This window comes from Streptomyces sp. NPDC050674 (genome assembly GCF_040654575.1).
GTDB lineage: Bacteria > Actinomycetota > Actinomycetes > Streptomycetales > Streptomycetaceae > Streptomyces.
The window spans coordinates 54,904-80,216 of the sequence record NZ_JBFAIG010000017.1; the positions used below are offsets into that span (position 1 = coordinate 54,904).

At 71.3% G+C, this 25,313-nt stretch carries 19 protein-coding genes, 4 tRNA genes, 1 other RNA gene and 3 pseudogenes; 10 read left to right on the forward strand and 17 right to left on the reverse strand.

Features of this window, described 5'->3' with window-relative positions:
- Positions 1–36: 36 nt before the first annotated feature.
- The 4 genes from AB0I06_RS25970 to purS all read right to left on the reverse strand — a co-directional run bounded on the left by AB0I06_RS25970 (position 37) and on the right by purS (position 4,194).
- A complete protein-coding gene (locus tag AB0I06_RS25970) occupies positions 37–834 on the reverse strand; it encodes a sterol carrier family protein (protein WP_363121247.1) in 798 nt (265 codons plus the stop codon).
- 164 nt (positions 835–998) lie between these two features.
- Positions 999–3,257 carry a phosphoribosylformylglycinamidine synthase subunit PurL gene (gene purL, locus AB0I06_RS25975; protein ID WP_363121248.1) on the reverse strand — a complete coding sequence of 753 codons (2,259 nt, stop codon included), beginning with the start codon at positions 3,255–3,257 and terminating at the stop codon, positions 999–1,001.
- Positions 3,254–3,934: a phosphoribosylformylglycinamidine synthase subunit PurQ gene (gene purQ / locus AB0I06_RS25980; protein ID WP_363121249.1), complete on the reverse strand. Its 681-nt coding sequence runs from the start codon at positions 3,932–3,934 to the stop codon at positions 3,254–3,256. The genes purL and purQ overlap by 4 nt, the downstream gene beginning before the upstream one ends.
- Positions 3,931–4,194, reverse strand: a complete 264-nt coding sequence (purS, locus tag AB0I06_RS25985; protein ID WP_359633082.1) for a phosphoribosylformylglycinamidine synthase subunit PurS — start codon at positions 4,192–4,194, stop codon at positions 3,931–3,933. Before purS ends, purQ begins: the two co-directional genes overlap by 4 nt.
- A 267-nt stretch (positions 4,195–4,461) precedes the next feature.
- Here purS and AB0I06_RS25990 point away from each other — a divergent pair, with 267 nt between their 5' ends.
- From AB0I06_RS25990 to AB0I06_RS26025, 8 genes are all read left to right on the forward strand, one after another.
- Positions 4,462–4,779, forward strand: a complete 318-nt coding sequence (locus tag AB0I06_RS25990; protein WP_363121352.1) for an Lsr2 family protein — start codon at positions 4,462–4,464, stop codon at positions 4,777–4,779.
- 134 nt (positions 4,780–4,913) lie between these two features.
- Positions 4,914–4,985, forward strand: a tRNA-Gly gene (locus AB0I06_RS25995).
- Positions 4,986–5,066: 81 nt separating this feature from the next.
- Positions 5,067–5,139, forward strand: a tRNA-Gly gene (locus AB0I06_RS26000).
- Positions 5,140–5,269: 130 nt separating this feature from the next.
- Positions 5,270–6,241: an ABC transporter ATP-binding protein gene (locus AB0I06_RS26005; protein WP_363121250.1), complete on the forward strand. Its 972-nt coding sequence runs from the start codon at positions 5,270–5,272 to the stop codon at positions 6,239–6,241.
- Positions 6,238–7,032, forward strand: a complete 795-nt coding sequence (locus AB0I06_RS26010; RefSeq protein ID WP_363121251.1) for an ABC transporter permease — start codon at positions 6,238–6,240, stop codon at positions 7,030–7,032. The genes AB0I06_RS26005 and AB0I06_RS26010 overlap by 4 nt, the downstream gene beginning before the upstream one ends.
- A 24-nt stretch (positions 7,033–7,056) precedes the next feature.
- On the forward strand, positions 7,057–8,334 hold the full coding sequence (locus AB0I06_RS26015) for a sensor histidine kinase (RefSeq protein ID WP_363121252.1): 1,278 nt from the start codon (positions 7,057–7,059) through the stop codon (positions 8,332–8,334).
- Complete coding sequence (locus tag AB0I06_RS26020) at positions 8,331–8,951, forward strand: response regulator transcription factor (RefSeq protein WP_363121253.1); 621 nt, start codon at positions 8,331–8,333, stop codon at positions 8,949–8,951. Before AB0I06_RS26015 ends, AB0I06_RS26020 begins: the two co-directional genes overlap by 4 nt.
- A 22-nt stretch (positions 8,952–8,973) precedes the next feature.
- Positions 8,974–9,049: transfer RNA gene (locus AB0I06_RS26025), tRNA-Gly, on the forward strand.
- Between the two features lie 42 nt (positions 9,050–9,091).
- On the opposite strand, the gene AB0I06_RS26030 is transcribed toward AB0I06_RS26025, so the two are convergent.
- The 6 genes from AB0I06_RS26030 to ffs form a co-directional block, all read right to left on the reverse strand.
- Positions 9,092–9,991 (reverse strand): phosphoribosylaminoimidazolesuccinocarboxamide synthase, encoded by a 900-nt coding sequence (locus tag AB0I06_RS26030; protein WP_363121254.1) that lies wholly within the window; start codon positions 9,989–9,991, stop codon positions 9,092–9,094.
- A gap of 69 nt (positions 9,992–10,060) precedes the next feature.
- A complete protein-coding gene (locus AB0I06_RS26035; RefSeq protein ID WP_363121255.1) occupies positions 10,061–11,536 on the reverse strand; it encodes a N,N-dimethylformamidase beta subunit family domain-containing protein in 1,476 nt (491 codons plus the stop codon).
- A 215-nt stretch (positions 11,537–11,751) separates the two neighbouring features.
- Positions 11,752–13,611 carry a hypothetical protein gene (locus AB0I06_RS26040; RefSeq protein WP_363121353.1) on the reverse strand — a complete coding sequence of 620 codons (1,860 nt, stop codon included), beginning with the start codon at positions 13,609–13,611 and terminating at the stop codon, positions 11,752–11,754.
- Positions 13,612–13,990: 379 nt separating this feature from the next.
- Positions 13,991–15,241 carry a phosphoribosylamine--glycine ligase gene (gene purD / locus AB0I06_RS26045; RefSeq protein ID WP_363121256.1) on the reverse strand — a complete coding sequence of 417 codons (1,251 nt, stop codon included), beginning with the start codon at positions 15,239–15,241 and terminating at the stop codon, positions 13,991–13,993.
- 186 nt (positions 15,242–15,427) lie between these two features.
- Complete coding sequence (locus AB0I06_RS26050) at positions 15,428–17,824, reverse strand: DNA polymerase III subunit gamma and tau (protein ID WP_363121257.1); 2,397 nt, start codon at positions 17,822–17,824, stop codon at positions 15,428–15,430.
- Positions 17,825–17,884: 60 nt separating this feature from the next.
- Positions 17,885–17,981, reverse strand: an RNA gene (ffs, locus tag AB0I06_RS26055) — signal recognition particle sRNA small type.
- Between the two features lie 72 nt (positions 17,982–18,053).
- Here ffs and AB0I06_RS26060 point away from each other — a divergent pair.
- A tRNA-Ser gene (locus tag AB0I06_RS26060) sits at positions 18,054–18,141 on the forward strand.
- A gap of 87 nt (positions 18,142–18,228) precedes the next feature.
- On the opposite strand, the pseudogene AB0I06_RS26065 reads toward AB0I06_RS26060, so the two are convergent.
- A pseudogene (locus AB0I06_RS26065) lies at positions 18,229–18,747 on the reverse strand (tyrosine-type recombinase/integrase); the annotation flags it as partial.
- On the opposite strand from AB0I06_RS26065, the pseudogene AB0I06_RS26070 reads away from it, so the two are divergent.
- Positions 18,747–18,890: pseudogene (locus AB0I06_RS26070) on the forward strand (site-specific integrase); the annotation flags it as partial. The pseudogenes AB0I06_RS26065 and AB0I06_RS26070 overlap by 1 nt on opposite strands.
- 310 nt (positions 18,891–19,200) lie before the next feature.
- Here the strand turns inward: AB0I06_RS26070 and AB0I06_RS26075 are convergent.
- The 6 genes and pseudogenes from AB0I06_RS26075 to AB0I06_RS26100 form a co-directional block, all read right to left on the reverse strand.
- Positions 19,201–19,413: pseudogene (locus tag AB0I06_RS26075) on the reverse strand (NUDIX domain-containing protein); the annotation flags it as partial.
- Between the two features lie 91 nt (positions 19,414–19,504).
- Positions 19,505–20,605, reverse strand: a complete 1,101-nt coding sequence (locus AB0I06_RS26080) for a hypothetical protein (protein ID WP_363121258.1) — start codon at positions 20,603–20,605, stop codon at positions 19,505–19,507.
- 5 nt (positions 20,606–20,610) lie between these two features.
- Positions 20,611–21,828: an ABC transporter permease gene (locus AB0I06_RS26085; protein WP_363121259.1), complete on the reverse strand. Its 1,218-nt coding sequence runs from the start codon at positions 21,826–21,828 to the stop codon at positions 20,611–20,613.
- Positions 21,825–22,538 (reverse strand): ABC transporter ATP-binding protein, encoded by a 714-nt coding sequence (locus tag AB0I06_RS26090; RefSeq protein WP_363121354.1) that lies wholly within the window; start codon positions 22,536–22,538, stop codon positions 21,825–21,827. The genes AB0I06_RS26085 and AB0I06_RS26090 overlap by 4 nt, the downstream gene beginning before the upstream one ends.
- 11 nt (positions 22,539–22,549) lie before the next feature.
- Positions 22,550–24,166 (reverse strand): hypothetical protein, encoded by a 1,617-nt coding sequence (locus AB0I06_RS26095; protein ID WP_363121260.1) that lies wholly within the window; start codon positions 24,164–24,166, stop codon positions 22,550–22,552.
- Between the two features lie 207 nt (positions 24,167–24,373).
- Complete coding sequence (locus AB0I06_RS26100) at positions 24,374–24,871, reverse strand: hypothetical protein (RefSeq protein ID WP_248503403.1); 498 nt, start codon at positions 24,869–24,871, stop codon at positions 24,374–24,376.
- Positions 24,872–25,313: the final 442 nt, after the last annotated feature.

A 25,313-nucleotide genomic window follows, 5' to 3' on the forward strand; every position in this document is an offset into this window, starting at 1 on the left:
CCTTGCGGCGGGGATTCCTCCTGATGCCATGAGCATTCAGGCCATCAGCGGCAGGTAGGGCGACAGATCCGCGCGTTCCCCGCTCGCACCGACCACGGCGTTGTGGAGTGCCTCGGCCCACGCCAGCCGCCCGGTCGCCAGCCGGATCCAGGTGAGCGGGTCCGTCTCGACGACGTTGGGCGGGGTGCCCCGGGTGTGCCTCGGCCCCTCCACGCACTGCACCACCGCGTACGGCGGCACCCGTACCTCCGTCGAGCCGCCGGGCGCCTTCGCGGCGAGCGCGTCGGCCAGCAGCCGGGTGCAGGCGGCCAGGGCCTGCCGGTCATGCGGGATGTCCAGGCCCGGGACGGCGGCGTTGAGGTCGTCGGTGTGGACGACGAGTTCGACGGTGCGGGTGACCAGGTAGTCGGCCAGGGTCATGGCGCCCGTCCGCGCGGCGAGGACACGGCTGCCGGGGGCGTCCGCGAGCCGCGCGGCCAGGCGGTCCTCCGTCTCGGCGTACAGGGCGTCGAGGTCGGGGTGGGCCTCGGCGAGGCGCCGCGTGCCGTCGTCGATGTCGGCGGCGCGGACGGCGGTCGCGAAGGGCCAGTCGAGGAGGGTGAGCTCCGGTTTCGCCGGGGCCTCGCGGTCGAGGTTGCGGCTGACGGTCTCCACGGCCATGGTCACGTGGGCCGCGAGCTCCCGGACGGTCCAGTCGCCGAGCCGCGTCGGCAGCGCGAGCTGTTCGGGCGTGAGGGTGTGGACGGCCTGCCGCACGTGCCCGAACTGGGCGAACACCGCCGTGCGGATCTTGGCGGGGTCGTAGCTGCGGGTGCGCTTCTTGGCCGGTGGCATGGGGTCAGCCTAGGCGCGCCGGACGGTCGCCGAGGTTGCCTCGAGGATCTTCCCGTGGCGGGGGCCCGGTGCCCTGACAGGTGCTTCGAGGCCGCCCGTCGGGCCGGGCCGGACACCGCGTGGCCCCCGCCCGGACCGCCGGGCGGGGGCCACGCGAGGGTCGCCTACTTCAGCAGGGCCGGGATCGTGCCCTCGTGCGTCTCACGCAGCTCGGACAGGGTGAGCGCGAACTCGCCCTGAACCTCCACGGTGTCGCCGTCCACGACACCGATGCGGGTGGCCGGCAGGCCCCGCGCACCGCACATGTCGTTGAAGCGGAGCTCCTCCGAACGCGGCACGGCCACGACAGCGCGGCCCGCCGACTCGGAGAACAGGAAGGTGAACGCGTCCAGACCGTCCGGGACGATCAGCCGGGCGCCCTTCTCCCCGAGCAGCGCCGACTCGACCACGGCCTGGATCAGACCGCCGTCGGACAGGTCGTGCGCGGAGTCGATCATGCCGTCGCGGGAGGCGGAGATCAGGATCTCGGCGAGCAGCCGCTCGCGCTCCAGGTCGACCTGGGGCGGCAGACCGCCCAGGTGGTCGTGGATGACCTGCGACCAGGCCGAGCCGCCGAACTCCTCACGGGTGTCGCCCAGGAGGTAGAGCAGCTGGCCCTCCTCCTGGAAGGCGACCGGCGTGCGGCGGGCCACGTCGTCGATGACGCCCAGGACCGCGACGACCGGGGTCGGGTGGATGGCCGCCTCGCCCGTCTGGTTGTAGAGCGAGACGTTGCCGCCGGTCACCGGGGTGCCGAGCTGCTGGCAGCCGTCCGCCAGACCGCGCACGGCCTCCGCGAACTGCCACATCACCGCCGGGTCCTCGGGCGAGCCGAAGTTCAGGCAGTCGGAGACGGCCAGCGGCTTGGCGCCGGTGGTGGCGACGTTGCGGTACGCCTCCGCCAGCGCGAGCTGGGCGCCGTGGTACGGGTCGAGCTTGGCGTACCGGCCGTTGCCGTCCGTGGCGATGGCCACGCCGAGGCCGGTCTCCTCGTCGATCCGGATCATGCCGGAGTCCTCGGGCTGGGCGAGGACGGTGTTGCCCTGCACGAAGTGGTCGTACTGCTGGGTGATCCACTTCTTCGACGCCTGGTTGGGGGAGCCGACCAGCTTCAGGACCTGGTCCCTCAACTCCTCGGAGGTCTCCGGCCGCGGCAGCTTGCCGGCGTCGTCGGCCTGGAGCTCGTCCTGCCAGGACGGGCGGGCGTACGGGCGCTCGTAGACCGGGCCCTCGTGCGCGACCGTGCGCGGGTCGACGTCGACGATCTTGCCGCCGTGCCAGTAGATCTCCAGGCGGTCGCCGTCGGTCACCTCACCGATGACGGTGGCGATGACGTCCCACTTCTCGCAGATCTCCAGGAAACGGTCGACCTTCTCCGGCTCGACGACCGCGCACATGCGCTCCTGCGACTCGCTCATGAGGATTTCCTCGGGCGAGAGCGTGGAGTCGCGCAGCGGGACGTCGTCCAGGGTGACGCGCATGCCGCCGGAGCCGTTCGACGCCAGCTCGCTCGTCGCGCAGGACAGGCCCGCCGCGCCGAGGTCCTGGATGCCGACGACCAGCTTCTCCTTGAACGCCTCCAGGGTGCACTCGATGAGGAGCTTCTCCTGGAAGGGGTCGCCGACCTGCACCGCGGGGCGCTTGGAGGGCTTGGCGTCGTCGAAGGTCTCGGAGGCCAGGATCGAGGCGCCGCCGATGCCGTCGCCGCCGGTGCGGGCCCCGTAGAGGATGACCTTGTTGCCGGCGCCGGAGGCCTTGGCGAGGTGGATGTCCTCGTGCCGCATCACGCCGATGGCACCGGCGTTGACCAGCGGGTTGCCCTGGTAGCAGGAGTCGAAGACGACCTCGCCGCCGATGTTGGGCAGGCCCAGGCAGTTGCCGTAGCCGCCGATGCCCGCGACGACGCCCGGCAGGACGCGCTTGGTGTCGGGGTGGTCGGCGGCGCCGAAGCGCAGCGGGTCGACGACCGCGACCGGGCGGGCGCCCATGGCGATGATGTCGCGGACGATGCCGCCGACACCGGTGGCCGCGCCCTGGTAGGGCTCGACGTACGACGGGTGGTTGTGCGACTCGACCTTGAAGGTGACCGCGTAGCCCTGCCCGACGTCCACTACACCGGCGTTCTCGCCGATGCCGACGAGCATGGCGTCGTTCTCGGGTGCCTTCTCGCCGAACTGGCGCAGGTGCACCTTGGAGGACTTGTACGAGCAGTGCTCGGACCACATGACCGAGTACATGGCGAGCTCGGCCCCGGTGGGGCGGCGGCCGAGGATCTCGACCACGCGCTCGTACTCGTCCTTCTTCAGGCCCAGTTCGGCCCAGGGCAGCTCGACGTCGGGGGTCGCGGCCGCGTGCTCGACCGTGTCCAGAGGCGTCCGGCTCATGCGTTGACCAGCTTCTTGAGGATCGAGGTGAAGAACGGGAGGCCGTCGGTGCGGCCGGTGCCGATCAGCGGCTCGACGGCGTGCTCGGGGTGCGGCATGAGGCCGACCACGTTTCCGGCCTCGTTGGTGACGCCGGCGATGTCCCGCTGCGAGCCGTTGGGGTTGAAGTCCAGGTAGCGGAAGGCGACCCTGCCCTCGGCCTCCAGCCGGTCGAGCGTGTACGCGTCGGCGACGTACTGCCCGTCGTTGTTCTTCAGCGGGATGTGGATCTCCTGGCCGGCCGTGTAGTCGGTCGTCCAGGCGGTCTCGGCGTTCTCCACCCGCAGCTTCTGGTCACGGCAGATGAAGTGCAGGTGGTCGTTGCGCAGCATCGTGCCGGGCAGCAGGTGGGCCTCGGTGAGGATCTGGAAGCCGTTGCAGATGCCGAGCACCGGCAGACCGGACTTCGCCTGCTCCAGCAGGGGCTCCATCACCGGCGAGAAACGCGCGATGGCACCGGCCCGCAGATAGTCGCCGTAGGAGAATCCACCGCACAGCACCACGGCGTCGACCTGCTTGAGGTCCTTGTCCTTGTGCCAGAGGGCGACGGGCTCGGCGCCCGCGAGACGGATCGCACGCTGCGTGTCCCGGTCGTCGAGCGAACCCGGGAAAGTGACGACGCCAATACGAGCGGTCACTTCACGGCCTCCGCGACTTCCTCGACCCGGATCGTGAAGTCCTCGATCACGGTGTTCGCGAGGAAGGACTCCGCAAGATCATGAATGCGGGCGAGGGCGGCCTCGTCGACCGGCCCGTCAACTTCCAGTTCGAAACGCTTTCCCTGACGGACGTCCGAGATCCCCTCGAAACCCAGCCGCGGCAGTGCGCGCTGCACCGCCTGGCCCTGGGGGTCGAGGATCTCCGGCTTGAGCATGACGTCGACTACGACGCGTGCCACTGGCACTCCCGGTGTGTGGTGCTGAGCAGGTCCCTTCAGACTACCCGCACAAAATTTCTACGCGCGTTGACTTGTAGGAATCTACGTGACCGTCATCACGATCCGGCATCGAGGCGCCCACACGCGAAATTTTCGGGAAAGATTCCTGATCGACACCCGGCACCTATTGCCTTCTGACACTCGGAAGGATTTAGTCGGGTTTCACAATGTATTGCAGGGCACTGTACAAATAAATTGGCATAGTGCCGCATGAAGGGACCGATATTCGTGGCGCAGAAGGTCGTGGTCACTCTCTTTGACGACATCGACGGCTCGGAAGCGACGGAAACGATCGCCTTCGGACTGGACGGCAGGTCGTACGAGATCGACCTGAGCGAAGTCAACGCCGGAGAACTGCGCAAGGCGCTGGCGCCCTACGTGGAAGCCGGCCGCAAGCGCTCCCGCTCGGGCAAGGCGTACCGGCAGACCGAGGTCGCCCCCGACCCGTCGGCCGTGCGCGCCTGGGCTCAGGCCAACAAGATGGACGTTCCCGCGCGCGGGCGCATCCCCAAGAAGGTCTACGAGGCGTTCACCGCCGCGCAGTGACGGCCCGTCGGGCCCGGACCGACACCGACCCACCCGCCCCTCGCGGCAACCGACTTGCGCAGGACCCCGGCTGATCAGCTAGAGTCTGGAGCACGCCGAGGGGCGAGGCCGAAAGGCCCGGCTCACGGAGACGTGCGGGTGTAGTTCAGTAGTAGAACATCCCCCTTCCAGGGGGAAGGCGCAGTGTGCGATTCCTGTCACCCGCTCTGCACAGCCATACCAACCACTCTTGTGGATCAGGTAGGCTGGTGCCCGCACCGGTCAGTGAAAGCTGATCGGGAGCACATGCGGACGTAGCTCAGTTGGTAGAGCGCAACCTTGCCAAGGTTGAGGTCGCGAGTTCGAACCTCGTCGTCCGCTCGGGAATGAAGACCCCGGTCCTCCAGGACCGGGGTCTTCTTCGTGTTCCGTCGCCGGTTCTGACATTTGTCATGCCGAGTGATGACAGCGCGCACTGCTCCCGCGCGGGAACGGTGGAGACGCTTGAGGCATGGAATCCAACGGACACGAACACGTGATTGAGGTCACTGACCTGCGGCGTGTGTACGGGGGCGGGTTCGAGGCGGTCCGCGGAATCAGCTTTTCCGTACGGCGCGGGGAGATCTTCGCGCTGCTCGGCACCAACGGCGCGGGCAAGACGTCGACCGTCGAACTGCTGGAGGGACTCGCACAACCGGCCGGCGGCAGCGTGCGGGTCCTCGGGCACGACCCGTACACCGAGCGGGCCGCCGTACGGCCCCGCACCGGCGTCATGCTCCAGGAAGGCGGCTTCCCCTCCGAGCTCACCGTCGCGGAGACCGCGCGGATGTGGGCCGGATGCGTCAGCGGGGCCCGGCCTCCGGCGGAGGTGCTCGCGCTGGTCGGCCTGGACACGAAGACCGGCATCCGGGTCAAGCAGCTCTCCGGCGGCCAGCGGCGCCGCCTCGACCTGGCGCTCGCCCTGCTCGGCGACCCCGAGGTGCTCTTCCTCGACGAGCCGTCCACCGGGCTGGACGCCGAAGGCCGCCGGGCCACCTGGGAGTTGGTCGGCGCGCTGCGCGACGGCGGCACGACCGTGCTGCTCACCACGCACTACCTGGAGGAGGCCGAGAACCTCGCCGACCGGCTGGCGATCATGCACGAGGGCCGCATCGCCACCACCGGCACCCCGGCCGAGGTGACCGCCGCCGAGCCGTCGCGGATCTCCTTCGAGCTGCCCGACGGCTATTTCGTCGGCGACCTTCCGCCGCTGGCCGAGCTGGGCGTGGCCGGGCACGAGATCGACGGCCGGATCGTCCGGCTGCGCACCCACGAACCGCAGCGGACGGCCACCGAGCTGCTGATGTGGGCCGCGCGGGCCCGGCTGGAGCTGCGCCGGCTCGACATGCGCTCGGCCTCCCTGGAGGAGGCGTTCCTCGGCATCGCCCGGCGCGCCTCCGAGGAACGGACCACGAGCACGACGACGAAGGAGTACGCGGCATGAGCGCCACCCGCACCGCACCGGCGCCGGCCACCACCGCGCTGAGCCGGATGACGGCCCTGGCCCGAGCCGAACTGACCCTCCTCGGGCGCACCAAGGGCGCCGTCGTCGCCGCCTTGTTCGTACCGCTGGTCATGCCGTTCAGCGTGCGCGCCACCGCCAAGGACATGGACCTCGCAGAGGCCGGGCTGAACACCGGCACCCTGGTGCTGCCCGCGGCGGTCGGCTTCTCCCTGCTGTTCGCCGTCTACTCGGTGCTCGTCGGATCCCTCGTCGTCCGGCGCGAGGAACTCGTCCTCAAGCGGCTGCGCACCGGCGAGCTGCGCGACGCCGAGATCCTCGCCGGCTCCGCGTTGCCCGCCGTCCTCACCGGGCTCGCGCAGTGCCTGCTGCTGGCCGTGTGCTGCTCCGTGTGGCTGGACCTGTCCGCACCCTCCGCGCCCCATGTGGTCGTCCTCGGAGTGCTGTTGGGGCTGGTGATGAGCGCCGCCCTCGCCGCGGCCACCGCCGGCTTCACCCGGACCGGCGAGAGCGCCCAGGTCACCCCCATGCCCCTGATGCTCGTGTCGATGATGGGCTCCGGCATGTTCGTCCCGCTGGAGATGCTGCCGGACCGGCTGGCCTCCGTCTGCGCATGGCTGCCGCTGACGCCCGTCATCACCCTGGTGCGCGGCGGCTGGAGCGGTGATCTGCCGGCGTCCGAGGCGCTGCGGGCCACCGCCATCGCGCTGGCCTGGATCGCCGTCGGCGTGTTTGCTGTACGGCGGAGGTTCCGCTGGGAACCGCGGCGTTGAGACCGGAGGGGGAGTGACGGGCCGATGCGCGGGCCGGGCAGGTGGTGGCGGCACAAGACGACACCGGCGAAGGTCGAGACCTACACACGGTGCTCGTTCCACTTCTTCGCCGTGATGGAGTTCTGCTCCGCCGGGCTCACCTCCGTCGCTCCGCTGGGGTCGCGGCTCGGTCTTGTGATGCTGTCCCTGGTGGGTGTGCACGCCGCTCTCTGCTTCGCCACCGTGTCCCGGGCCGTCGACTGGACGCGGGGTCGCAGGCCCCAGCCCGTCGGACTGCTGTGGACGCTGGCCGCCGTCACCGCCGCGATCTCCGTCACCGCGATCGGCATCGCCCAGCGCGGGCCGGGCGGTGAGGACGTCGACACCGCCGCGGGCGGGGTCTTCGGCGTCGTCTCGATCTTCGGTCCGGGGATCATCGCGCTCGGCGTGCGCGACCGGTGGCGGGCCTTCGCGGTCGCCGGGGTGTTCGCCCTGGGGTCCTGGCTCGTGGCCTTCGCGTTCGGCGGGTCCGCGGCGGCCGCGTTCCTCTCGGCGTTCATCGTGCTGCTGGGCGGTGTGTTCATCGCCTTCACGGCCGTCTTCTCCCTGTGGCTGCTCAACGCCGTCTACGAACTCGACGAGGCGCGCGAGACCCGGGCCCGGCTCGCCGTCGCCGAGGAACGGCTGCGGTTCGGGCGGGATCTGCACGACGTCATGGGCCGCAACCTCGCGGTGATCGCGCTCAAGAGCGAGCTCGCCGTGCAGCTGGCCCAGCGGGGACGGCCCGAGGCCGTGTCGCAGATGGTGGAGGTGCAGCGGCTCGCGCACGAGTCGCAGCGGGAGGTGCGGGAGGTCGTCCGCGGCTACCGGGAGGCCGACCTCGGGTCGGAACTGGCCGGGGCGCGCGGGGTGCTGAGCGCGGCGGGGATCGAGTGCACGGTGAGCGGGGCGACGGTGACCGGGCTGCCGGCGGCAGTGCAGTCGGCCCTGGGCTGGGTCGTCCGGGAGGCGGCGACGAACGTGCTGCGGCACGGGGACGCGCGACGGTGCGCCGTGGGACTGCGGGTGTCGGAGGGGCACGTGATGTTGACGGTGGAGAACGACGGGGTCACCGAGGCGCAGGACGACTCGACGGGGTCGTGCGGCTCCGGCCTCGCCGGGCTGCGGGAGCGGCTGGCCGAGATCGACGGGACGCTGGAGGCCGGCCCCGCGGGCAGCGGGACGTTCCGGCTGACGGCGCGGATCCCGTTGCCGTCGGTGCCCGCCCCTGCCGGTGCCGTGCCCTCCGCCCCGGTGCGCGCGGTCAGCGAGGTCACCTCATGACGGCCCGGGCGCCGGTCCGGCTCCTGCTCGCCGACGACGAGCACCTCATCCGGGGGGCGCTCGCCGCGCTGCTGTCGCTGGAGGACGACCTGACGGTCGTCGCCGAGGCGGCCACCGGGCCCGAGGCGATGGCGATGGCCCGGGCGCACCGGCCCGATGTCGCGGTGCTGGATCTCCAGATGCCGGGGGCCGACGGTGTGAAGGTCGCCACATCCCTGCGGGGCGAACTGCCCGGCTGCAAGGTCCTCATCGTCACCAGCCACGGACGGCCCGGGCATCTGAAACGGGCGCTGGCGGCCGGGGTGCGGGGGTTCGTGCCGAAGACCGTGAGCGCGCAGCGGCTCGCGGAGATCATCCGGACGGTGCACGCCGGGAACCGTTATGTCGACCCGGAGTTGGCCGCCGACGCGATCGCCTCCGGGGATTCGCCGCTGACCGCGCGGGAGGCCGAGGTGCTGGAGCTCGCCGCCGACGGGGCGCCGGTCGCGGAGATCGCCGAGCGGGCCGCGCTGTCCCAGGGGACCGTGCGGAACTATCTGTCGTCCGCCGTGTCGAAACTCGGCGCCGAGAACCGTCATGCGGCGGTGCGGCTCGCACGGGAGCGAGGTTGGGTATAGTGGTTCTCGCGCCACGGCGCATGCGAACGTAGCTCAGTTGGTAGAGCGCAACCTTGCCAAGGTTGAGGTCGCGAGTTCGAACCTCGTCGTTCGCTCCATCGAAAAGCCCCCCGGTTCCGGCCGGGGGGCTTTTCCGTGTCCTACGACCAGCTCGTTCCGGTCAGGCGCTCGTACGCCTCCACGTACTTGGCGCGGGTGGCGTCGACGACCTGCTGCGGCAGGGCCGGCGGCGGCTGCTCGCTGCCCCGGTCCCAGCCGGACTCCGGCGAGGTCAGCCAGTCGCGGACGAACTGCTTGTCGTACGACGGCTGGGCGCGGCCCGGCTCCCACTGGTCGGCCGGCCAGAAGCGGGAGGAGTCGGCGGTGAGGACCTCGTCCGCGAGGACCAGGTCGTCGCCGTCGAAGCCGAACTCGAACTTCGTGTCCGCGAGGATGATGCCCCGCTCCCGGGCGATGTCCCGGCCCCGGGAGTAGACGGCCAGGGTCGCCTGACGCAGCCGGGCCGCGGTGTCGGCGCCGACCTGGCGGGCGACCTCCTCGTAGGAGACGTTCTCGTCGTGCTCGCCGACCTCGGCCTTGGTGGCCGGGGTGAAGATCGGGGCGGGCAGTTCACTGCCGTCGGTCAGGCCCTCCGGCAGGGCGAGACCGCAGACCGTACGGGTCTCGTTGTACTCGGCGAGGCCCGAGCCGGTGAGGTAGCCGCGGGCCACGCACTCCACCGGGACCATCCGCAGCGACTTGCAGATCAGGGTGCGCCCCTCCCAGTCGGCGGGGGCGCCCTCGGGCAGGTCCGTGCTCAGGACGTGGTTGGGGACCAGGTCGGCGAGCCGCTCGAACCACCACAGGGACAGCTGCGTGAGGATCCGGCCCTTGTCGGGGATCTCGGTGGGCAGCACCCAGTCGTAGGCGGAGATGCGGTCGCTGGCGACCATCACGAGGTCGCCCGCCTCGTTCCGGTACAGCTCGCGCACCTTGCCGGTGTGCAGATGTACCAAGCCCGGAACCTGGATCGGCTCGGGCTTTTCGACGAATCCGGACACGGTTCCTCCCCGTGGTTCTGTACGAGTGGCTCGATTCTCCCGTATCCGGGCTTGATCACCGACAGCGGGTCAGTCGCGTTTGCAGATGCGGTCCAGGAGATTGGCCGTGGCGCGCTGGACACGGGCGTCGACGTGGCCGGGGCGGTCCAGGGCCGGTGACCAGGCGAACGTTCCGGATGCGAAGACCCAGGCGCCCGAGGCAGCGCGGTACAGGGACGTCTCCTGGTGGCGCGGGGCGCCCTCCTTGTCGGTGTACGGGGAGTGGGCGAGCAGCGTCCGCTCCTCGTGCTCCGGCAGCGCGGTGCGCGGGAAGTAGCGGTCGGCCTCGCCCGCCACCAGGTTGTCGATCTCGTCGCCCTCGTGCGCCCCGGTCGCCTCCCACAGCCAGTGCCCGGCGTTGCGCACGATCAGCGGGTGCGGCTCGGGGACGGCCCCGGCGTACTGGATGCCCAGGACCTGCTGCTCCGCCCGGTCGACCTCCCGCCACAGCACCGGCTTGCCCGGGCCCCGGCGCTTGCGGCAGGTCAGCAGCCGGTCGGGGACGCCGGACGGGGAGGGGCCCAGCTCCACCTGCCAGTACATGGAGTTCGCGGAGAGGAACACCAGCGAGGTGCCGCTGTCCCGGGCGCGTTCCACGGTGGCGCGCATCGGGGCCGACCAGTACTCGTCGTGGCCCGGGAAGACCAGGCCCCGGTAGCGGCTGGGGTCGACGCGGCCGGCGTGCAGGTCGCTCGCGTCGGCGTAGGCCACGTCGTAGCCGTAGCGCTCGGCCCAGCGGATGAAGTCGTACGCGTGGCCGATGTGCAGGGGGAGGCCGGCGCCGGCGTAGGGGCGGTCGAAGGAGACCGTCGTGGCGGCCTCGGACTCGCCGAGCAGACGGCCCTGCTCGTCCCACGCGTGGTAGAGGCTGGCGCCGGTGCGGCCGTCCTCCGGGTAGAGGTTGTACGCCTGCCATGTGACGTCCGGCAGCACGAGCAGCAGGTCGGCGGGCTGGTCGTGGCGGACGGTGAAGGGCACGTGGGAGCGGTAGCCGTCGGCGGTGGTCAGGACGGCGACGTACGCGCCGATGTTCCAGTACGAGGGGACCTGGAGCCGCCAGGACAGCCACCAGTGATGGCAGGAGACCGTACGGTCCGCGGTGAGCGGCGCGGGCTGGACGATGCCGGACAGGCGCGGGCTGGTGGTGATCTTCGCGGCGCCGTCACCGCCGTAGTGGCCGATGCGGTAGACGTCGACGGCGAACTGCTGCGGCGGGTCCACGGTGATGTGGAAGTCGACGGCCCCGCCGGGCGCGACCGCGCCGGTGGAGGTGAAGCCCTTGATCTGGCGCCGCACGTCATCGGCCGCACGGGGGCCGCCCGAGCGGGCGCCCTTCCTCGACGGGTGGGAGGCGTCCTGGTCCACGTACCAGGGGACGACCTGGCCCGAGTCGTCGAAGTACGTCACGTTGCCGCGCAGCCATGGCACGGGGCCCTGCCCGAAGGGATCCGTCACGGCGTGCGCCAGCGCTCCCGACTCCCAGCGGCGGATCTGCTCCGAACCCATGGTTGCTTCCCCTCCCCTTGACCCCCGTGGTGGTGCGTCCCTGTGTGGTGTGTGCGGTGTTCTGCGGTGCCTGCGACGCCCACGTGCCTATGTGTTTGTCGTATGTCGCCCGCCCTTGCCATGCGTCCGAACGGTCCAAGCACATCACATGACGCGCGCGCTTCGTCACTGTTCGTTTCGAATTGGCCAGAACCGGAAGTGGGCGCTCCGGGGCTTCAGGCGAGACGGACCGGCTTCTCGGGGCGTATGCCGAGCTGGGAGAGCCAGACCCGCAGGGGTGTGGCGTCACCGTCCTCGATGAGGGTGAGGACCTTGGGTGCCAGGTCGGCCGTGCGCTCGCCGTCGACGAGGAGGGTCGGGCCGTCCAGCCAGTCCAGGCCCGGGGTCGCGCCGGCGGTGTCCATCGCGGCGCAGCAGACCATCGCGGTGAGGTGGTCGGCGAGCAGGTCCCTGGCCGTGCGCGGGGGCTGGAGGGGGAAGAGGGGGAGGGCCCGGTCGTCCCAGAGGGCGGCGGGGTCCGGGGTGGGGGAAGGGGCGGCGGGGGTCGGGGCCGCCGGGGAGGGCGTGGCCTCCTCGCGGGCCAGCTCGGCGCTGAGCCGGGCGGCGAGGGTGGCGCTGGGGACCGTCGTACCGGAGAGGTCCTCGTCGTCGAGGAGGTCCGGTGCGGCGGGGGGCCGGCCGGAGGCGGAGGCTTCGGGGGGTTCGAGATCCGGTCTGGGGCCGGTGGACACCGCTGCCGGGCCGGTGGACGCCGCTGCCGGGCCGGTCGCTCCGGTGCTGCCGCCCGCCCCGGGTGGGCCTGGGTCCGTCAGGTGGTCGAGGACGCGGGACAGGGTCGGGGCGCCGGTCGCCGGTGCCGCCGAGCCTCCGGCGGGGCGGACGCCCATGGCGTCCAGGACGCGATGGAGGCGGGCCGCGTCGAGGCGCCACTTGCGGTCGACGACCTCCTCGGGATACTCGCTCCAGTCCACCGGCGACCAGTCCGGCCCGGGCCCCGCGGGGCCGCCGTGGAAGAGGCGGGCGGCGAGGAGGGAAGCGGCTTCGTCGACCGCGCCCGGCTCCTCCAGCAGATCGCAGGCGGGCCGCTCGCCCAGCCGGGACGCGAAGCCCTCGGCCAGGCGGTCGCGCCGGGACAGCTCCGTGAGCGCCGCGACCACACCGGCGTCGAGCCGGGACGGCCAGCGCCCCATCCGCCAGGCGGGCAGCGCGACCCGGGTCAGCAGCCGGTCCCAGCCCGCATAGGCCAGGCCCACCTGCTCCTGGGCGACGATCCGCAGCCCGTAATCCACAGCCTGTGCACGCTCCGCCGCCGCGGCCGCCACGCCCCGCTCCATCTCGGCGGCATGGCCTCGGCAGCCGCGCAGCAGCAACCGGGCGATCCGGCCGACCCCGGCGAGCACCGCCCGCGACACCGGATCGCGGCGGGGCGCCGACGCCACGGCCACCGCGGCGTCCAGGCCCCGGACGAAGCGCCGGGCGGCGGTTATGTCCGGGTGGGCCGAGGGGCCCGTACCGGCGATGACCGGGGCGAGGACCGCGCGCAGCTCGCCGACCCGCATCCACCACAGGAACGGGGAGCCGATGACGAGGACCGGTGCGACGGGGTTCTGGCGGTGCGCCCGCTTGCCCGCGCCCGCTATGTCGTGGTGCTCCTCGGCCGGGGGTGGGGCGTGGGCCGGGTGGGTGCGGTCCTCCAGCCAGCTGTCGCAGTCCGGGGTGAGCGCTATCGCGGAGGGCGCGGGGACGTCGAGCCGGTCGGCGAGGTCGCGCACCATCCGGTACAGGTCGGGGGCCGCCTCCTCGACGACCGGGACGGTCGGGCTCATCGCGGGCCGGGCCCGGGCCACGACCAGGGCGATCCCGGCGGCGGCCAGCAGCACCAGGACCGCGACCGGCGTCATGACCCAGCGGGCCGTGTCCCACGCGGGGCCCTCCAGGCGGTCGCCCGCCGCGCCCGCCAGCAGGATCACGGCGACGGCCGCGGGCAGCAGGGCGACGGCCAGTGCGCGGCTGCGGACACGCAGCACGGCAAGGGCCCGTGCCCGCGCGACCTGCGCGCCTGCCTCCACACCCATTCCGGTCACGACCGACCTCACCCCCTCCCCGTTGACCCGACGCTGTCCTTGCTCACTCCCCCACTGTGGCACCCGCCTCTGACATCGCAATGCCGGTGGGCCAAGTGCCGGAACGCTTGCGCCGCACCCTAGTTGGGGCTCCGCCCCCCGTCAGCCGGATAGGGCATCGGCCACTCGATGGAATGGCTTTGGGGAGAGGTGGATGACGGAAAGCGCGCATCAGGCCCCCCACCTCCCGTATGCACCGGCCCACCTCACCTCTGCGTCGGGGCCTGCTTCCCGCATGCGTCAGGCCCCGGTTCCTGAGACGGATCCGGGGCCTGTCGGGTTCATCGGCGGGGGCGGTTTCGGCGGATTTCCCACTCCCCTGGGGGGGCGGTTACCCCTGTGCCGCCTTCGCGGCGATGTCGGTGCGGTGCTGGGAGCCGTCGAGGCGGATGCGGCCGACGGCCGTGTAGGCGCGCTCACGGGCCTCGGTGAGGTCCTTGCCGGTGGCCGTGACGGACAGCACGCGGCCGCCCGCGCTCACGACCGCGTCACCGTCCCGGCGGGTGCCCGCGTGCAGCACGTACGCGTGCGGGGCGTCCTGGGCGGCGACCTCGTCAAGACCGGTGATCGGGTCGCCGGTGCGCGGGGTGCCGGGGTAGTTGTGCGAGGCGACGACCACGGTCACGGCAGCGTCGTCGCTCCAGCGCAGCGGCTCCAGGTGGGCGAGGTTGCCGGTGGCGGCGGCCATCAGCAGACCGGCCAGCGGCGTCTTCAGCCGGGCCAGGACGACCTGGGTCTCGGGGTCGCCGAACCGCGCGTTGAACTCGATCACGCGCACGCCCCGGGAGGTGATGGCGAGACCGGCGTAGAGCAGGCCGGAGAACGGTGTGCCCCGGCGCCGCATCTCGTCCACGGTCGGCTGGAGCACGGTCTGCAGCACCTCGTCGACCAGCTTCGGGTCGGCCCACGGCAGCGGGGAGTACGCGCCCATGCCGCCGGTGTTCGGGCCCTCGTCGCCGTCCAGGGCGCGCTTGAAGTCCTGGGCGGGCTGGAGCGGCACGACCGTCTCGCCGTCGGTGACGGCGAAGAGGGAGACCTCCGGGCCGTCGAGGTACTCCTCGATGACCACGCGCTCACAGGCGGCGGCGTGCGCCCGGGCCACCTCGATGTCGTCGGTGACGACCACGCCCTTGCCGGCGGCGAGCCCGTCGTCCTTCACGACGTACGGAGCGCCGAAGGCGTCGAGGGCCGCGTCGGCCTCCTCCGGGGTCGTGCAGACGTACGAGCGGGCCGTGGGCACCTCGGCCGCCGCCATGACGTCCTTCGCGAAGGCCTTGGAGCCCTCGAGCTGCGCCGCCCGGCCGGACGGGCCGAAGACCGGGATGCCCGCGTCGCGCACGGCGTCGGCGACACCGGCGACCAGCGGGGCCTCCGGGCCGACGACCACCAGCTCCGCGCCGAGCCGTGTGGCCAGCGCGGTGACGGCGGCGCCGTCCAGGGCGTCGACCTGGTGCAGCTCGGCGACCTCGGCGATGCCGGCGTTGCCGGGGGCGCAGTGCAGCGCGGTGACATCGGGGTCGTGGGACAGGGAGTGGCACAGGGCGTGTTCGCGGGCGCCGCTGCCGATGACGAGGACCTTCACGGGGGTCAGCCTAACGGGAGACGCCGGGTTTCCCTTGTGCGGGCTTCCGAAGGGAGGGGGGACGGCGGGCTGGAGGTTCCTCCAAAGGGGGCGCTGCGGCTTCCCTGCGGGGGGCTGCCCGGTCGTGAAGCGCCGGGCCGGGTGCGCGTCGGTGACCCGCTCGGGGTACTTGCGTGCGCCCCCCGGCTACTCGTTCGTGAACTCCTCGACCACCGTCGCCCCCAGCTCCCGGACGATCAGCTCCTGGCCGGAGAGGGCCGAATCGACGAGGTCGGGGTCGTCGTCCTCGGGGATGTCCTCCTCGGCCGAGACGTGCCGCGGTGCCGGGGCGGAGGGGCGGGGGGCGGCCGGGGCGGGAGCAGAGGCGCCGGCCCGTGAGGCGGGGGCGGGCGGCGCGGACGGCTGGGAGGGCGCGGGGCGCTGGGCGGTCGCCGTGCCGCCACCACCCGCGTCGTAGCCGCCACCACCACCCGGCGGGAACCCGCCGCCACCGCCCGCGGTGAACCCGCCACCGCCGCCGAAGCCGGAGGGACCGCCCGGAGCCGGGGGCGCGGAACCGCCCGAGGGGTCGACGATCGCCTCGATCTTCCACTGGACGTTGAACTGCTCGCCCAGGGCCTGCCGCAGCACGTCCTCGCTGCCGCTGCTCAGGAAGTTGTCCCGCGCTCCGGCGTTGACGAACCCGAGTTGCAGGGTCGTGCCGTCGAAGCCGGTCACCTGGGCGTTCTGGCTGAGCAGGATCCAGGTGAAGCGACGGCGGTTCTTGACCGCCTCCAGGATGTTCGGCCAGAGCATCCGCGGGTCGAGGTTGCCGCCACCTGTGGGAGCGGGGGCGGGAGCCGGGGCGGCCTGGGCCGGAGCCGGAGCAGGTTGCCGGACCGGCGCGGGAGCGCTGGGGGCCGGAGCGTTCGCCGGCGGGGTGTTGGCGGCGGGCGCGCCCGGGGCGGTCGTTGGCCAGCCGCCGGGGCGTCGGCCGCCGCTGCCCGCGGAGGCGGCGGTGGGCCATGCGCCGGGGGCGGGGGACGAGGAGGCGGCGGGGGCCTCGGCGGGGGCGCCGGGACCATCGGAGCCGCCGGGTCCGGCCTGGGCGGCGGGAGCCGGGGCATGAGCCGGGGGCGCGCTCGGTGCCGACGGCGACGGGCTCTGGCCGGACGACGGCTGCGGCGCGACGGGGCCCGGCGCGACGGGGGCGGAGCCGGCCTCAGCCCCCGCAGGACCGGTGCCGCTGCCGCTGCCGGCTGGGACGCCGGTGTTGCCCGCTGCTCCGGTGCCCCGGACCGCCGCACGGGCCGCGGCCGGGCCGCTGCCGGGAGGCACCGGACCGCCGCCGCCCGCCTGGGCCGGGGCGGGCGCCGCTCCCCCGTGGGCCTCCGGCCCGGGTACGTAGCCCATGGCGGGCATTCCGGCGGGGGCGGCGGAGTGGTTCACACCGCGCTCGATCCGGTCGAGGCGGGCCATGACCGAGCGCTCGTCACCGTAGGCGGCGGGCAGCAGGACGCGGGCGCAGATCAGTTCGAGCTGGAGACGGGGCGAGTGGGCGCCGCGCATCTCGGTCAGGCCCTCGTTGACGAGGTCGGCGGCGCGGCTCAGCTCGGCCGGGCCGAAGGTGGCGGCCTGGGCCTGCATCCGCTCGATCACATCGGCCGGGGCGTCGATCAGCCCCTTGTCCGCCGCGTCCGGCACGGCGGCGAGGATCACCAGGTCGCGCAGCCGCTCCAGCAGGTCCGCGACGAAGCGACGGGGGTCGTTGCCGCCCTCGATCACGCGGTCGACGACCTCGAAGGCCGCGGCCCCGTCACCGGTGGCGAAGGCCTCGACGACGGAGTCCAGGAGCGAGCTCTCGGTGTACCCGAGCAGGGCGGTGGCCATGGTGTACGTCACACCGTCCGCCGCGGCGCCCGCGAGGAGCTGGTCCATGACCGACATGGAGTCACGCACGGACCCGCCGCCGGCCCGCACCACGAGCGGGAGCACGCCGTCCTCGACGGGGATGGCCTCCTGCCCGCAGACCTGCCCGAGGTAGTCCCTCAGGGTGCCGGGGGGCACGAGCCGGAAGGGGTAGTGGTGGGTCCGCGACCGGATCGTCCCGATGACCTTCTCGGGCTCGGTGGTCGCGAAGATGAACTTGAGGTGCTCCGGCGGCTCCTCGACGACCTTCAGCAGCGCGTTGAAGCCGGCCGACGTGACCATGTGGGCCTCGTCGATGATGTAGATCTTGTACCGGCTGCGGGCGGGCCCGAAGAAGGCCTTCTCGCGCAGGTCACGGGCGTCGTCCACACCACCGTGGGAAGCGGCGTCGATCTCGATGACGTCGATGGATCCGGGGCCGTTGCGCGCGAGGTCCTGACAGGACTGGCACTCGCCGCAGGGCGTCGGGGTGGGGCCCTGCTCGCAGTTCAGGCAGCGGGCCAGGATGCGGGCACTGGTCGTCTTGCCACAGCCGCGCGGCCCGCTGAACAGGTACGCGTGGTTGACCCGGTTGTTGCGCAGCGCCTGCTGCAACGGGTCGGTGACATGCTCCTGCCCGATGACCTCGGCGAAGGTCTCCGGGCGGTAGCGGCGGTACAGAGCGAGAGACGACACGCATACGAGGTTATAGGCGCCCACCGACAACGGGCCCCGGCGGCGGGATCCGGCCCGGAACGCAGACGCCCCCCACGCACCCGCCAGAGCCGACCTACCCTTGCTGCCTTCCGGCCCTGGGGGAGTTCAGTCAGATAGCGCCGCGTGAGGGGCTGCGCCAAGGCTACCTGATGTCGGGGGCGGGGAACGAGTTCGCGAGCACCCTTCTCGGTCATGTAATGTTCCGAGCGGAGGATTCGCCTAGAGGCCTAGGGCGCACGCTTGGAAAGCGTGTTGGGGGCAACCCCTCACGAGTTCGAATCTCGTATCCTCCGCCAGTGCCTCACCGGGCACGATGTCGAAGGGCCCCACCGCTTGCGGTGGGGCCCTTCGACGTTGTCCGTCTCAGTTTCCGTCTCAGTTGGTTCCGGGAGCTCCCACAGCGCGTCGCCGACCTGCTGAGCGACCTTGCGGAGCATGGTCCCCGTCACATGCATGTACCGAGCGCGCATCCGGGCCGCTCCCCCGGGCTCCCAACCCATGATCGAGTCGATCACGACGTCCGGGACATCGAGGATCAGGAGCACGGTCGCTGCGGTGTGGCGAGCGTCATGGAGACGGCCGTCCCGCACGCCAGCGTCCCGCGGGAGCCGCTTCCAGATGTGGAAGTCGGTGTTGGGGCTCAGCGGCCCGCCGGTCGGCGAGGCGAACACGTAGCCCTTGCCCTCCCAGTCGGCACCGGCCGCGATCCGCTCCCGCTCCTGGGCTTCCTGGTGCTGCCGCAGAATCTTGATCAGCGGATCGGGCAGGCCGATGGTGCGCCGTCCGGCCCGTGACTTGGTGGACTTGGGCTCGCGGCGGGTCTGCTGCTTCTGAGGGCAGTAGCCAGCCTTCCGCCCGCACGGATCATCCCCGCAGCCGTGCGCGTACTTGGGCCTCAGCCGTGCAAAGCCTGCTGGTCGAGGCGACCAAGCTCCGCAACAGTGCACGCTGGGTCGTCGCCCTGGCGCTCGGCCTCAGACAAGGGGAGGCACTCGGTCTGGACTGGGAGGACGTCGACCTCGACGCGGGGTACGTCCGCATCCGCATTGCGTGCGCCGAGGAACCAGGCGGTGCGGAGCTGGGCGAGTTCGGCGGCGAACTCGAGTTGGCGGTCGAGTGCTCCTCTCGCGGTCTCGGCGCCGGCGCCCCTGGGGCCATCGAACTCGTTCCACCGGGGCCAGAGAAGCCGTTCAGAGCCACCCATCAGGGATCGTGGCTTTCGAGCCCATTGGGTTGGCCGGTAAACCGCCACTCTCGTCCGAAGCCAGCGGCTTCTCCGCCTCCGAAGAAGCCGACCCGTGCGGAGCTTGAACGGCGTGTAGCCGCACTGGAGAGGGAGAACGGCGCCGCACCATAAGGCGGTTTCCGAGGTGCTGCCGTACCGCGCAGTGGACGCCGGTCTCGTCGAGAGTCTCCCGCACCGTGGTGTTTTCCGCCTTGGCACCATGCTTGATCACACCCGCTGGGAACTGCCAGGTGATGCCGGCCGCGTCGTCGTCGCGTCGGCCCACCGGCAGCACCTTGCCATCCCGGACGACCACGGCGATGCCCACGCGGAGCGCGTGCGCGGGACGGGGATCACATCGTGTCGGAGCGGCCGTCGACGGCTCACCGGTGCAATCCAGGCACACCCGGTGTGCCGTCTGTGTGAGTGTTCCGTCAGGAGTCCAGCAGGGTTCCCGGCAGGTCGAACTGCTTGGTCTCGCCAGTGGTGAGGTTTACCCGGGTCACTGTGTTCTCGGCGTAGACGAGCCAGTCGGTCGAGGTAGGAGTGATGTCCAGGGATGCGGCGAGATCCTTGACTCGGGCGCGATGCAGTTCCTTGCCGTTGGTGGCATCGACCTCGACCAGTTCGGTGTCGTTGCTCGTGGCCGCCGCGACCACGATGGAGGAGTCCGTCGCCGCCACGGCATCGACCCGGCCGCCGTCCACCGTGACCACCGTCTCGGCGGCGGTGCGCTTGAGGGAGACCTTGATGTCGCCGGACTTCGCCGAGGCCGGGGAGCCGACGATGACCGGGTGGCCCGACGGGCACGCGAGGTCCTTGACGTCCAGGTCGCTCGGCACGGCTACGGGCGTGACCTTGCCGTCGGCCAGGTCTGCAACAGAGATGCTGGTGCCGTCGCCGGATCCGCCATCCGCCGAGCTGCCGAGGCAGACGGTGTCCGAGGCCGGGTCGGAGGCGGCGAAGTCGATGGTGCCGGGGACCTTCAGTTCGCGCTTGGTGGTCCACTGGGCCTGGTCCTTCACCAGCACGCTGGACGCGGCGGTCCCACTCGCCGACTTGGTGTCGGGCAGCCCGGCCACCTCGGCGACCAGAGTCTTGCCGGGCAGGATCCGGCGGAGCCGTTCGTCGCCCGCCATGCCGTCCAGGGTGTGGTCCTTGCGGTTGATCTCGTACCGCCGGTCCGGCTTGCCACCCTTGCGGGGGACGGTCAACACCCATTGTCCGTCGGCGAGTTCGACGATGTGCGGGCTGATCGCATCATCGTCGTCAGCCTGCTGGGGCACGACAGCCAAACTTTCCGCCCGAGGCTTGTCCGGATTGATCCCGACGACCGTCACCAGGCCGTCGACCTTGGCGAGCGCGAAGGTGCTGGAGCCCTTCCAGTCGTTGCCCAGATCCACTCCGCCCGGACCGGAACAGGCCGTCGTCAGCGCGAGGGCAGAGCTGAGCGCGGTCAGGAGGAGGGTGGTGCGTGCCGGACTGGCCAGCCGTGTGCGGTACTCGACGTGCTTGCTCGTCTTGGGGTATGGCATGGGGGTTACCAGTCCTTCATCGCATCTGTGGGGGACATCCTCGCCGCTCTGCGCGCCGGGGCCAGCGAACCCATCGCCACCACCAGCACCGTCAGGCCGAGAAGCAGAAACAGGGTGCCCGCCGACGGCAGCAGCACCCAGCCCTTGACGTACGGCGCCAGGTCCGCGCTGCCCCGCAGCAGGGCGGCAGCACCGCTGCCGAGTACCGCGCCGAGCACGGTGCCGATCAACGCGGCTACGGCACCGACCAGCGCCATCTCTGTGACCAGCATCGTCAGAAGCGACCTGGTGCGGAAACCTACCGCCTTGAGGATGCCGATCTCCTGGGCACGTTGCCTCGACAGCGCGCCGGTCACGGTGACCGCACCGACGAACGCGAGCACGCCGAGCACCCCGAGCAGCACCTGGCCGACGACCTTGATCATCTCCAGCACGGCGGGGAGTGCGTTGAGCTGCTGCTGGAGGGTGACCGCCGGATAACCCAGCTTCTGCACCGACTTCGTCACGTCCGGCACGTCCGCGGCGGTCTTGGCCACCACGGTCAGCTGGTCGTAACCAATGGTGGAGAGGTAGCTGTCCTGCGGTTCCCCGGACCGCTGTGCCGCCCACTTGATCACGGTGGCGTCGGCGGCGTACGCGGCGTCCGGGTTGTCCAGCTGCCACGTCGGGTCGTACACGCCGACGAGACGGGCGTGGCTGCTGACTCCGGTGCCCTCGCCCTGCCGTACGTAGCGGGTGGTCTCGATGTCGATGTCCTGGCCCACCAGCTTGCTCAGGTCCACGCCCTGGGAGGCGGCCGGGGCCACGATCTCGCCGGGGTGCAGCGGGAAGAGGTTCTTGCGTACGGACTTGGTGACCGGCGGGGTCAGCGCCGGCCGGTAGGTCGTCGCGTACAGCAGGACGGTGTCGCCCGCCTCGGTCAGCACGCCGAACGAGACCTGCGCCCGGTGCTGCACCGACTCGACGTGCGGCAGTTTCGCGAGCCGGGCGGCGGTTCGGTCCGTCAGCTGCGGGGTGTCGGGGCGCCCGTCCGGCTTGTCGACGGTGATGCTGCGGTTGGCGCTGCTCTCCTTGACGCCGGAGTCGGTGGCGCCCTGCGCCCGGTCGGCGATGCCCAGCGCGCCGAGACAGACCGCGGCGGCGACCGAGACCAGCGCCACCAGGCCGAACAGCCGACGGCGCAGGGCGCGGACGTTGGCCAGGGCAAGACTGAAGATGTTCATTCCGCGCTCTCCGTCTCCACACGCTCGGCCGGGGACGTGAACGCGCCCTTGTCCAGGCGGTGCACCACGTCGGCCGCATCCGACACCGCCGGGTTGTGCGTCACGAGGAGCACCGCTCGGCCCTCGTCCGCCAGCTCCCGGAAGAGTCCGAGGAGTACCTCCTCGCTCTCCGTGTCGAGGTTTCCGGTCGGCTCGTCCGCCAGCACCACGGGAGGGTCGTTGACCAGCGCCCGCGCCAGTGCCACCCGCTGCTGCTCGCCGCCCGACAGTTCACTGGGCAGATGGTCGGCACGCTCCGCGAGCCCGACCCGTCCCAGCAGCGCGCGGCCGCGTGCCTCGCCCTCTCCACGGCGGCCCAGGAACGGCAGGACGACGTTGCGCAGCGCCGAGTGCTGCGGCAGCAGGTTGTACGACTGGAACACGAACCCGAGGCTGCTACGGCGCAGATCCGCCAGCGCCCCGTCCGACAGGCCCGACGTGTCGAAGGGCCCCGTGTCGTCAGTGCCCTCGACGAACACCCGGCCGCTGTCCGGTGGGGTCAGCAGCCCGAGGATGTGCAGGAGTGTGGTCTTCCCTGAGCCCGAGTGGCCTACCAGGGCGGTGACCTCGCCTCCTTTCACGGCGAGGTCGACGCCGCGCAGGACGTCGACTCTCCTTCCCCGCAATGTGTAGGACTTGCTCACGCCCTCGGCCCGCAGCAATGCGCTCACCGAACTCTTACTCACTTTCCGTCCCTCGGGGTCCGAGTTGGCAACCATCCCATGGCGCCGTGCAGTTGCCGATCCAGGGTCCACACGCCCCAGGTGGTCTTCAGGTCGCAGGCCTCATCGCCGCCGCCGACCTGGTACAGGTCGGGCAGCCCGGGGCACCCCTTGTACGGCGTGACGCCGCGCTCGAGGGCTTCGCGCAGCGCCGCGTCCAGTGCGCCGTCGAGCAGCGCATAGGCCCGTACGACCACCGTGTAGTCGTAGAGGGAGGTGAAGCGGTCCGGGTTCCGAGCCCACTGCTTCAGGGCCTCGACGGTGATCCAGGACGGAAAGCGGTCGGGGTGGCCGCTGTCGGCGAGGCCCACGATGACTGTGGCTGCGGCGACCACCCGCTCCGGGGTATCCAGGGTCCAGGTGTCGACGGTCGGGGTGCTGGTCGGGGCATCGGCATCGGCGCAGTTGAGGATGGTGCGTTGCCACTGGGTGGCGTTGTGCTCGGTCACTGCGGTGGGCAGCACCTGCGCGTCGGCGCACAGTTGCCGTGCCTGTTCGCTTGTGCCGCCGCCCGCGGTGACCTTGCGCAGGGCGGCCCGGTTCAGCCGCTCGGCGCCCTCCTGGCTGACGTCGCCGGACTCCTCCTCGCGCTCCAGTGCCGTCAGCAGCCCGGGGTCCTTGCGCGACCAGCCCGCCAGCGCCCGCAGCCGTTGCACGAAGAGGGAGGCGTCCGGGTTGCCGATGTAGGCGTCGGGGTCGCGGACCGTACCGTCATCGAGCCGTTCGCCATCCAGTCGCTTCAGCACCGGCGCGAACACGGACTTCGGCGAACCGGCCGCCTTCAGCACGTGGACCAGCTCGTAAAGCTGCTCATAGGGGAGCGTCACCGCGCCGTCCCGGAGTACCGGTTCCCAGACCTGGCGGTTGACGGCAGGCCGCTTCCCCACCGCCTCCCGGATCAGCACATAGCTGTAGGTGTCGGCGAGCCGGGTCGCCCTGTCGTCGGGCGTGAGGTCCGCGAAATCCTCCGTGCGCGGTGCCGCGATCCGGGTGAGCGTGGCGGGAACGGGCTCCTGCAGCATCTGGAGCGAGCGGGCCAGGGCGCTGCTCTGATCGAGCGCGCGGGGCTTGTCGGCCAGCGAGCGCAGCCAGGCCACGGTGGCTGCACGGTCAGCCGCCGGGAGGTCGTCCAGGCGCCCGAGTGCGTCGAGCACTTCGAGGGCGGCCCAGGTGGCGCCGAGGCGCGCCGCGTCGCCGTCGTCGCTGAGGGCGGAGTCGACGTACCAGCCGCCTTTGTTCCGTGCCTTGTTCACGTCCGTCGCGTCCCCGGTGCCCAGCGCTTCGTCGGCACCGGCCCGCCGCAGAGGGATCAGCCAGTCTCGGCCCCAGAGCGAGGAGGTCTCCAGCGCTCCCCGGCGAAACGACCTGACCTGGGCCGAGGCCATACTGGTCTTGGGGTCGCGGCCCAGGTCGGAAAGCGTCCGCAGTGCGAAGGACTGTGCCTGGGGACCCGCTGGCTGTTGCCGCAGGAAGGGGTGGTAATAGTATCCGTTCTGTTTACTGACCAGAAGGTCGAATTGCCGCGCAGCGGCGGATTCATTTCCCGCGGGTTCATTCCCCCCGGATTCCTCAGACATGAATGTGCATGACGTCATGAGGGCGGCACACATGGCTGCCCCGACAAACCGGGACGCCAGCTTTCCGTCGCGCGTCGCCGCATTGAATTTCACCTAACGCCCCCGCGCGTCGTTCTTCAAGCTCACGAAAGGTGCCACACCGCCGGGCCCTGACGGTGTGACACCTTTAATCAGTTCACGCACTGCATCCGCTTGGGCGGAGTCGGATCAGGCGGCGCCGGCGTAGGCGCACTTCTCGCTGACGTTGATCGAGTTGGTCACCTTGGCCGAGCCGCAGCTCTTGGTCGACACGTAGGTGGTGGCACCGCCCGGGCGCATCTGGCCGTAGGTGTCCGAGATGTTGGCGTTGGTGTTCTTCCAGCGCACCTCACCCAGGGACCGGCTCTTCATCGTGAGCGTGGCCTCGGGGTTCTTGGAGATCGTGATGGAGACGCTGACGCCGTGGGCTGCCAGTTCCGCGCGGTTCTGGATCCACTTCGCCTTGCGCGGGTTCGTCCCCGACATCTTCGTGGACGCCTTCCAGTCACAGGCGGTCACGTAGAAGCCACAGTGCCAGGCGTTGATCGAGATCTTGTTGCCGCCCGGGATGCCCACCGAGGTGGAGGCCGAGGTGGCGTGAGCCGGCGACGCCGTGAGCACGAGGGCCCCGGCCGCGAAAGCGGCGGCAGCCCCGGACATCAGGCGCATTCGTATGCCCTTGTTCATTCGATTGTCTCCCCGTGAGATACCAAGAACGGTTTCCGGGTCAGGAAACCGTGAACGCGTCGCACCTTTAGACCCCCAGGCACGGCGTGTGTTTCTTATTCGTATCTGAAATCGATCTTGGACTACAACCTGTCAGGCCATCGACAAGGGTGCCGTTCATCACGTCGTGGAGATGGAACCAACTTCCGGGGAATGAACTCAGGGATCCCCACTCCCCCGTGGCGTGGGGCCCTGTGCTGTGGCCCTCTCTGCCGATCCTGCGGCTACTCCTGCGGCTGGGGGGCCGCGCCGTCCTATGGAGCGGTGCCGGCCTCGGTGATTCCCTCGTTGAAGTCGTTCCGACCGTCGATCATCGTCTTGTGGAGGGCAATCAGCATGCCGATGAGAGAACGGCCGGAGAGGGGGACACGAACCAGGCCGTCGGCATGTTCGGTGACGGTGG

What these genes read in the sequence shown, in the direction of transcription:
- purL (WP_363121248.1), bottom strand. Translation starts at nt 3,257, where the DNA reads ATGAGCCGGACGCCTCTGGACACGGTCGAGCACGCGGCCGCGACCCCC.
- AB0I06_RS26035 (WP_363121255.1), bottom strand. Translation starts at nt 11,536, where the DNA reads ATGGGTTCGGAGCAGATCCGCCGCTGGGAGTCGGGAGCGCTGGCGCAC.
- AB0I06_RS25970 (WP_363121247.1), bottom strand. Translation starts at nt 834, where the DNA reads ATGCCACCGGCCAAGAAGCGCACCCGCAGCTACGACCCCGCCAAGATC.
- AB0I06_RS26010 (WP_363121251.1), top strand. Translation starts at nt 6,238, where the DNA reads ATGAGCGCCACCCGCACCGCACCGGCGCCGGCCACCACCGCGCTGAGC.
- AB0I06_RS26015 (WP_363121252.1), top strand. Translation starts at nt 7,057, where the DNA reads ATGCGCGGGCCGGGCAGGTGGTGGCGGCACAAGACGACACCGGCGAAG.
- AB0I06_RS26020 (WP_363121253.1), top strand. Translation starts at nt 8,331, where the DNA reads ATGACGGCCCGGGCGCCGGTCCGGCTCCTGCTCGCCGACGACGAGCAC.
- AB0I06_RS26100 (WP_248503403.1), bottom strand. Translation starts at nt 24,871, where the DNA reads ATGAACAAGGGCATACGAATGCGCCTGATGTCCGGGGCTGCCGCCGCT.
- AB0I06_RS26085 (WP_363121259.1), bottom strand. Translation starts at nt 21,828, where the DNA reads ATGAACATCTTCAGTCTTGCCCTGGCCAACGTCCGCGCCCTGCGCCGT.
- AB0I06_RS26080 (WP_363121258.1), bottom strand. Translation starts at nt 20,605, where the DNA reads ATGCCATACCCCAAGACGAGCAAGCACGTCGAGTACCGCACACGGCTG.
- AB0I06_RS26005 (WP_363121250.1), top strand. Translation starts at nt 5,270, where the DNA reads ATGGAATCCAACGGACACGAACACGTGATTGAGGTCACTGACCTGCGG.
- AB0I06_RS26095 (WP_363121260.1), bottom strand. Translation starts at nt 24,166, where the DNA reads ATGTCTGAGGAATCCGGGGGGAATGAACCCGCGGGAAATGAATCCGCC.
- AB0I06_RS26040 (WP_363121353.1), bottom strand. Translation starts at nt 13,611, where the DNA reads ATGGGTGTGGAGGCAGGCGCGCAGGTCGCGCGGGCACGGGCCCTTGCC.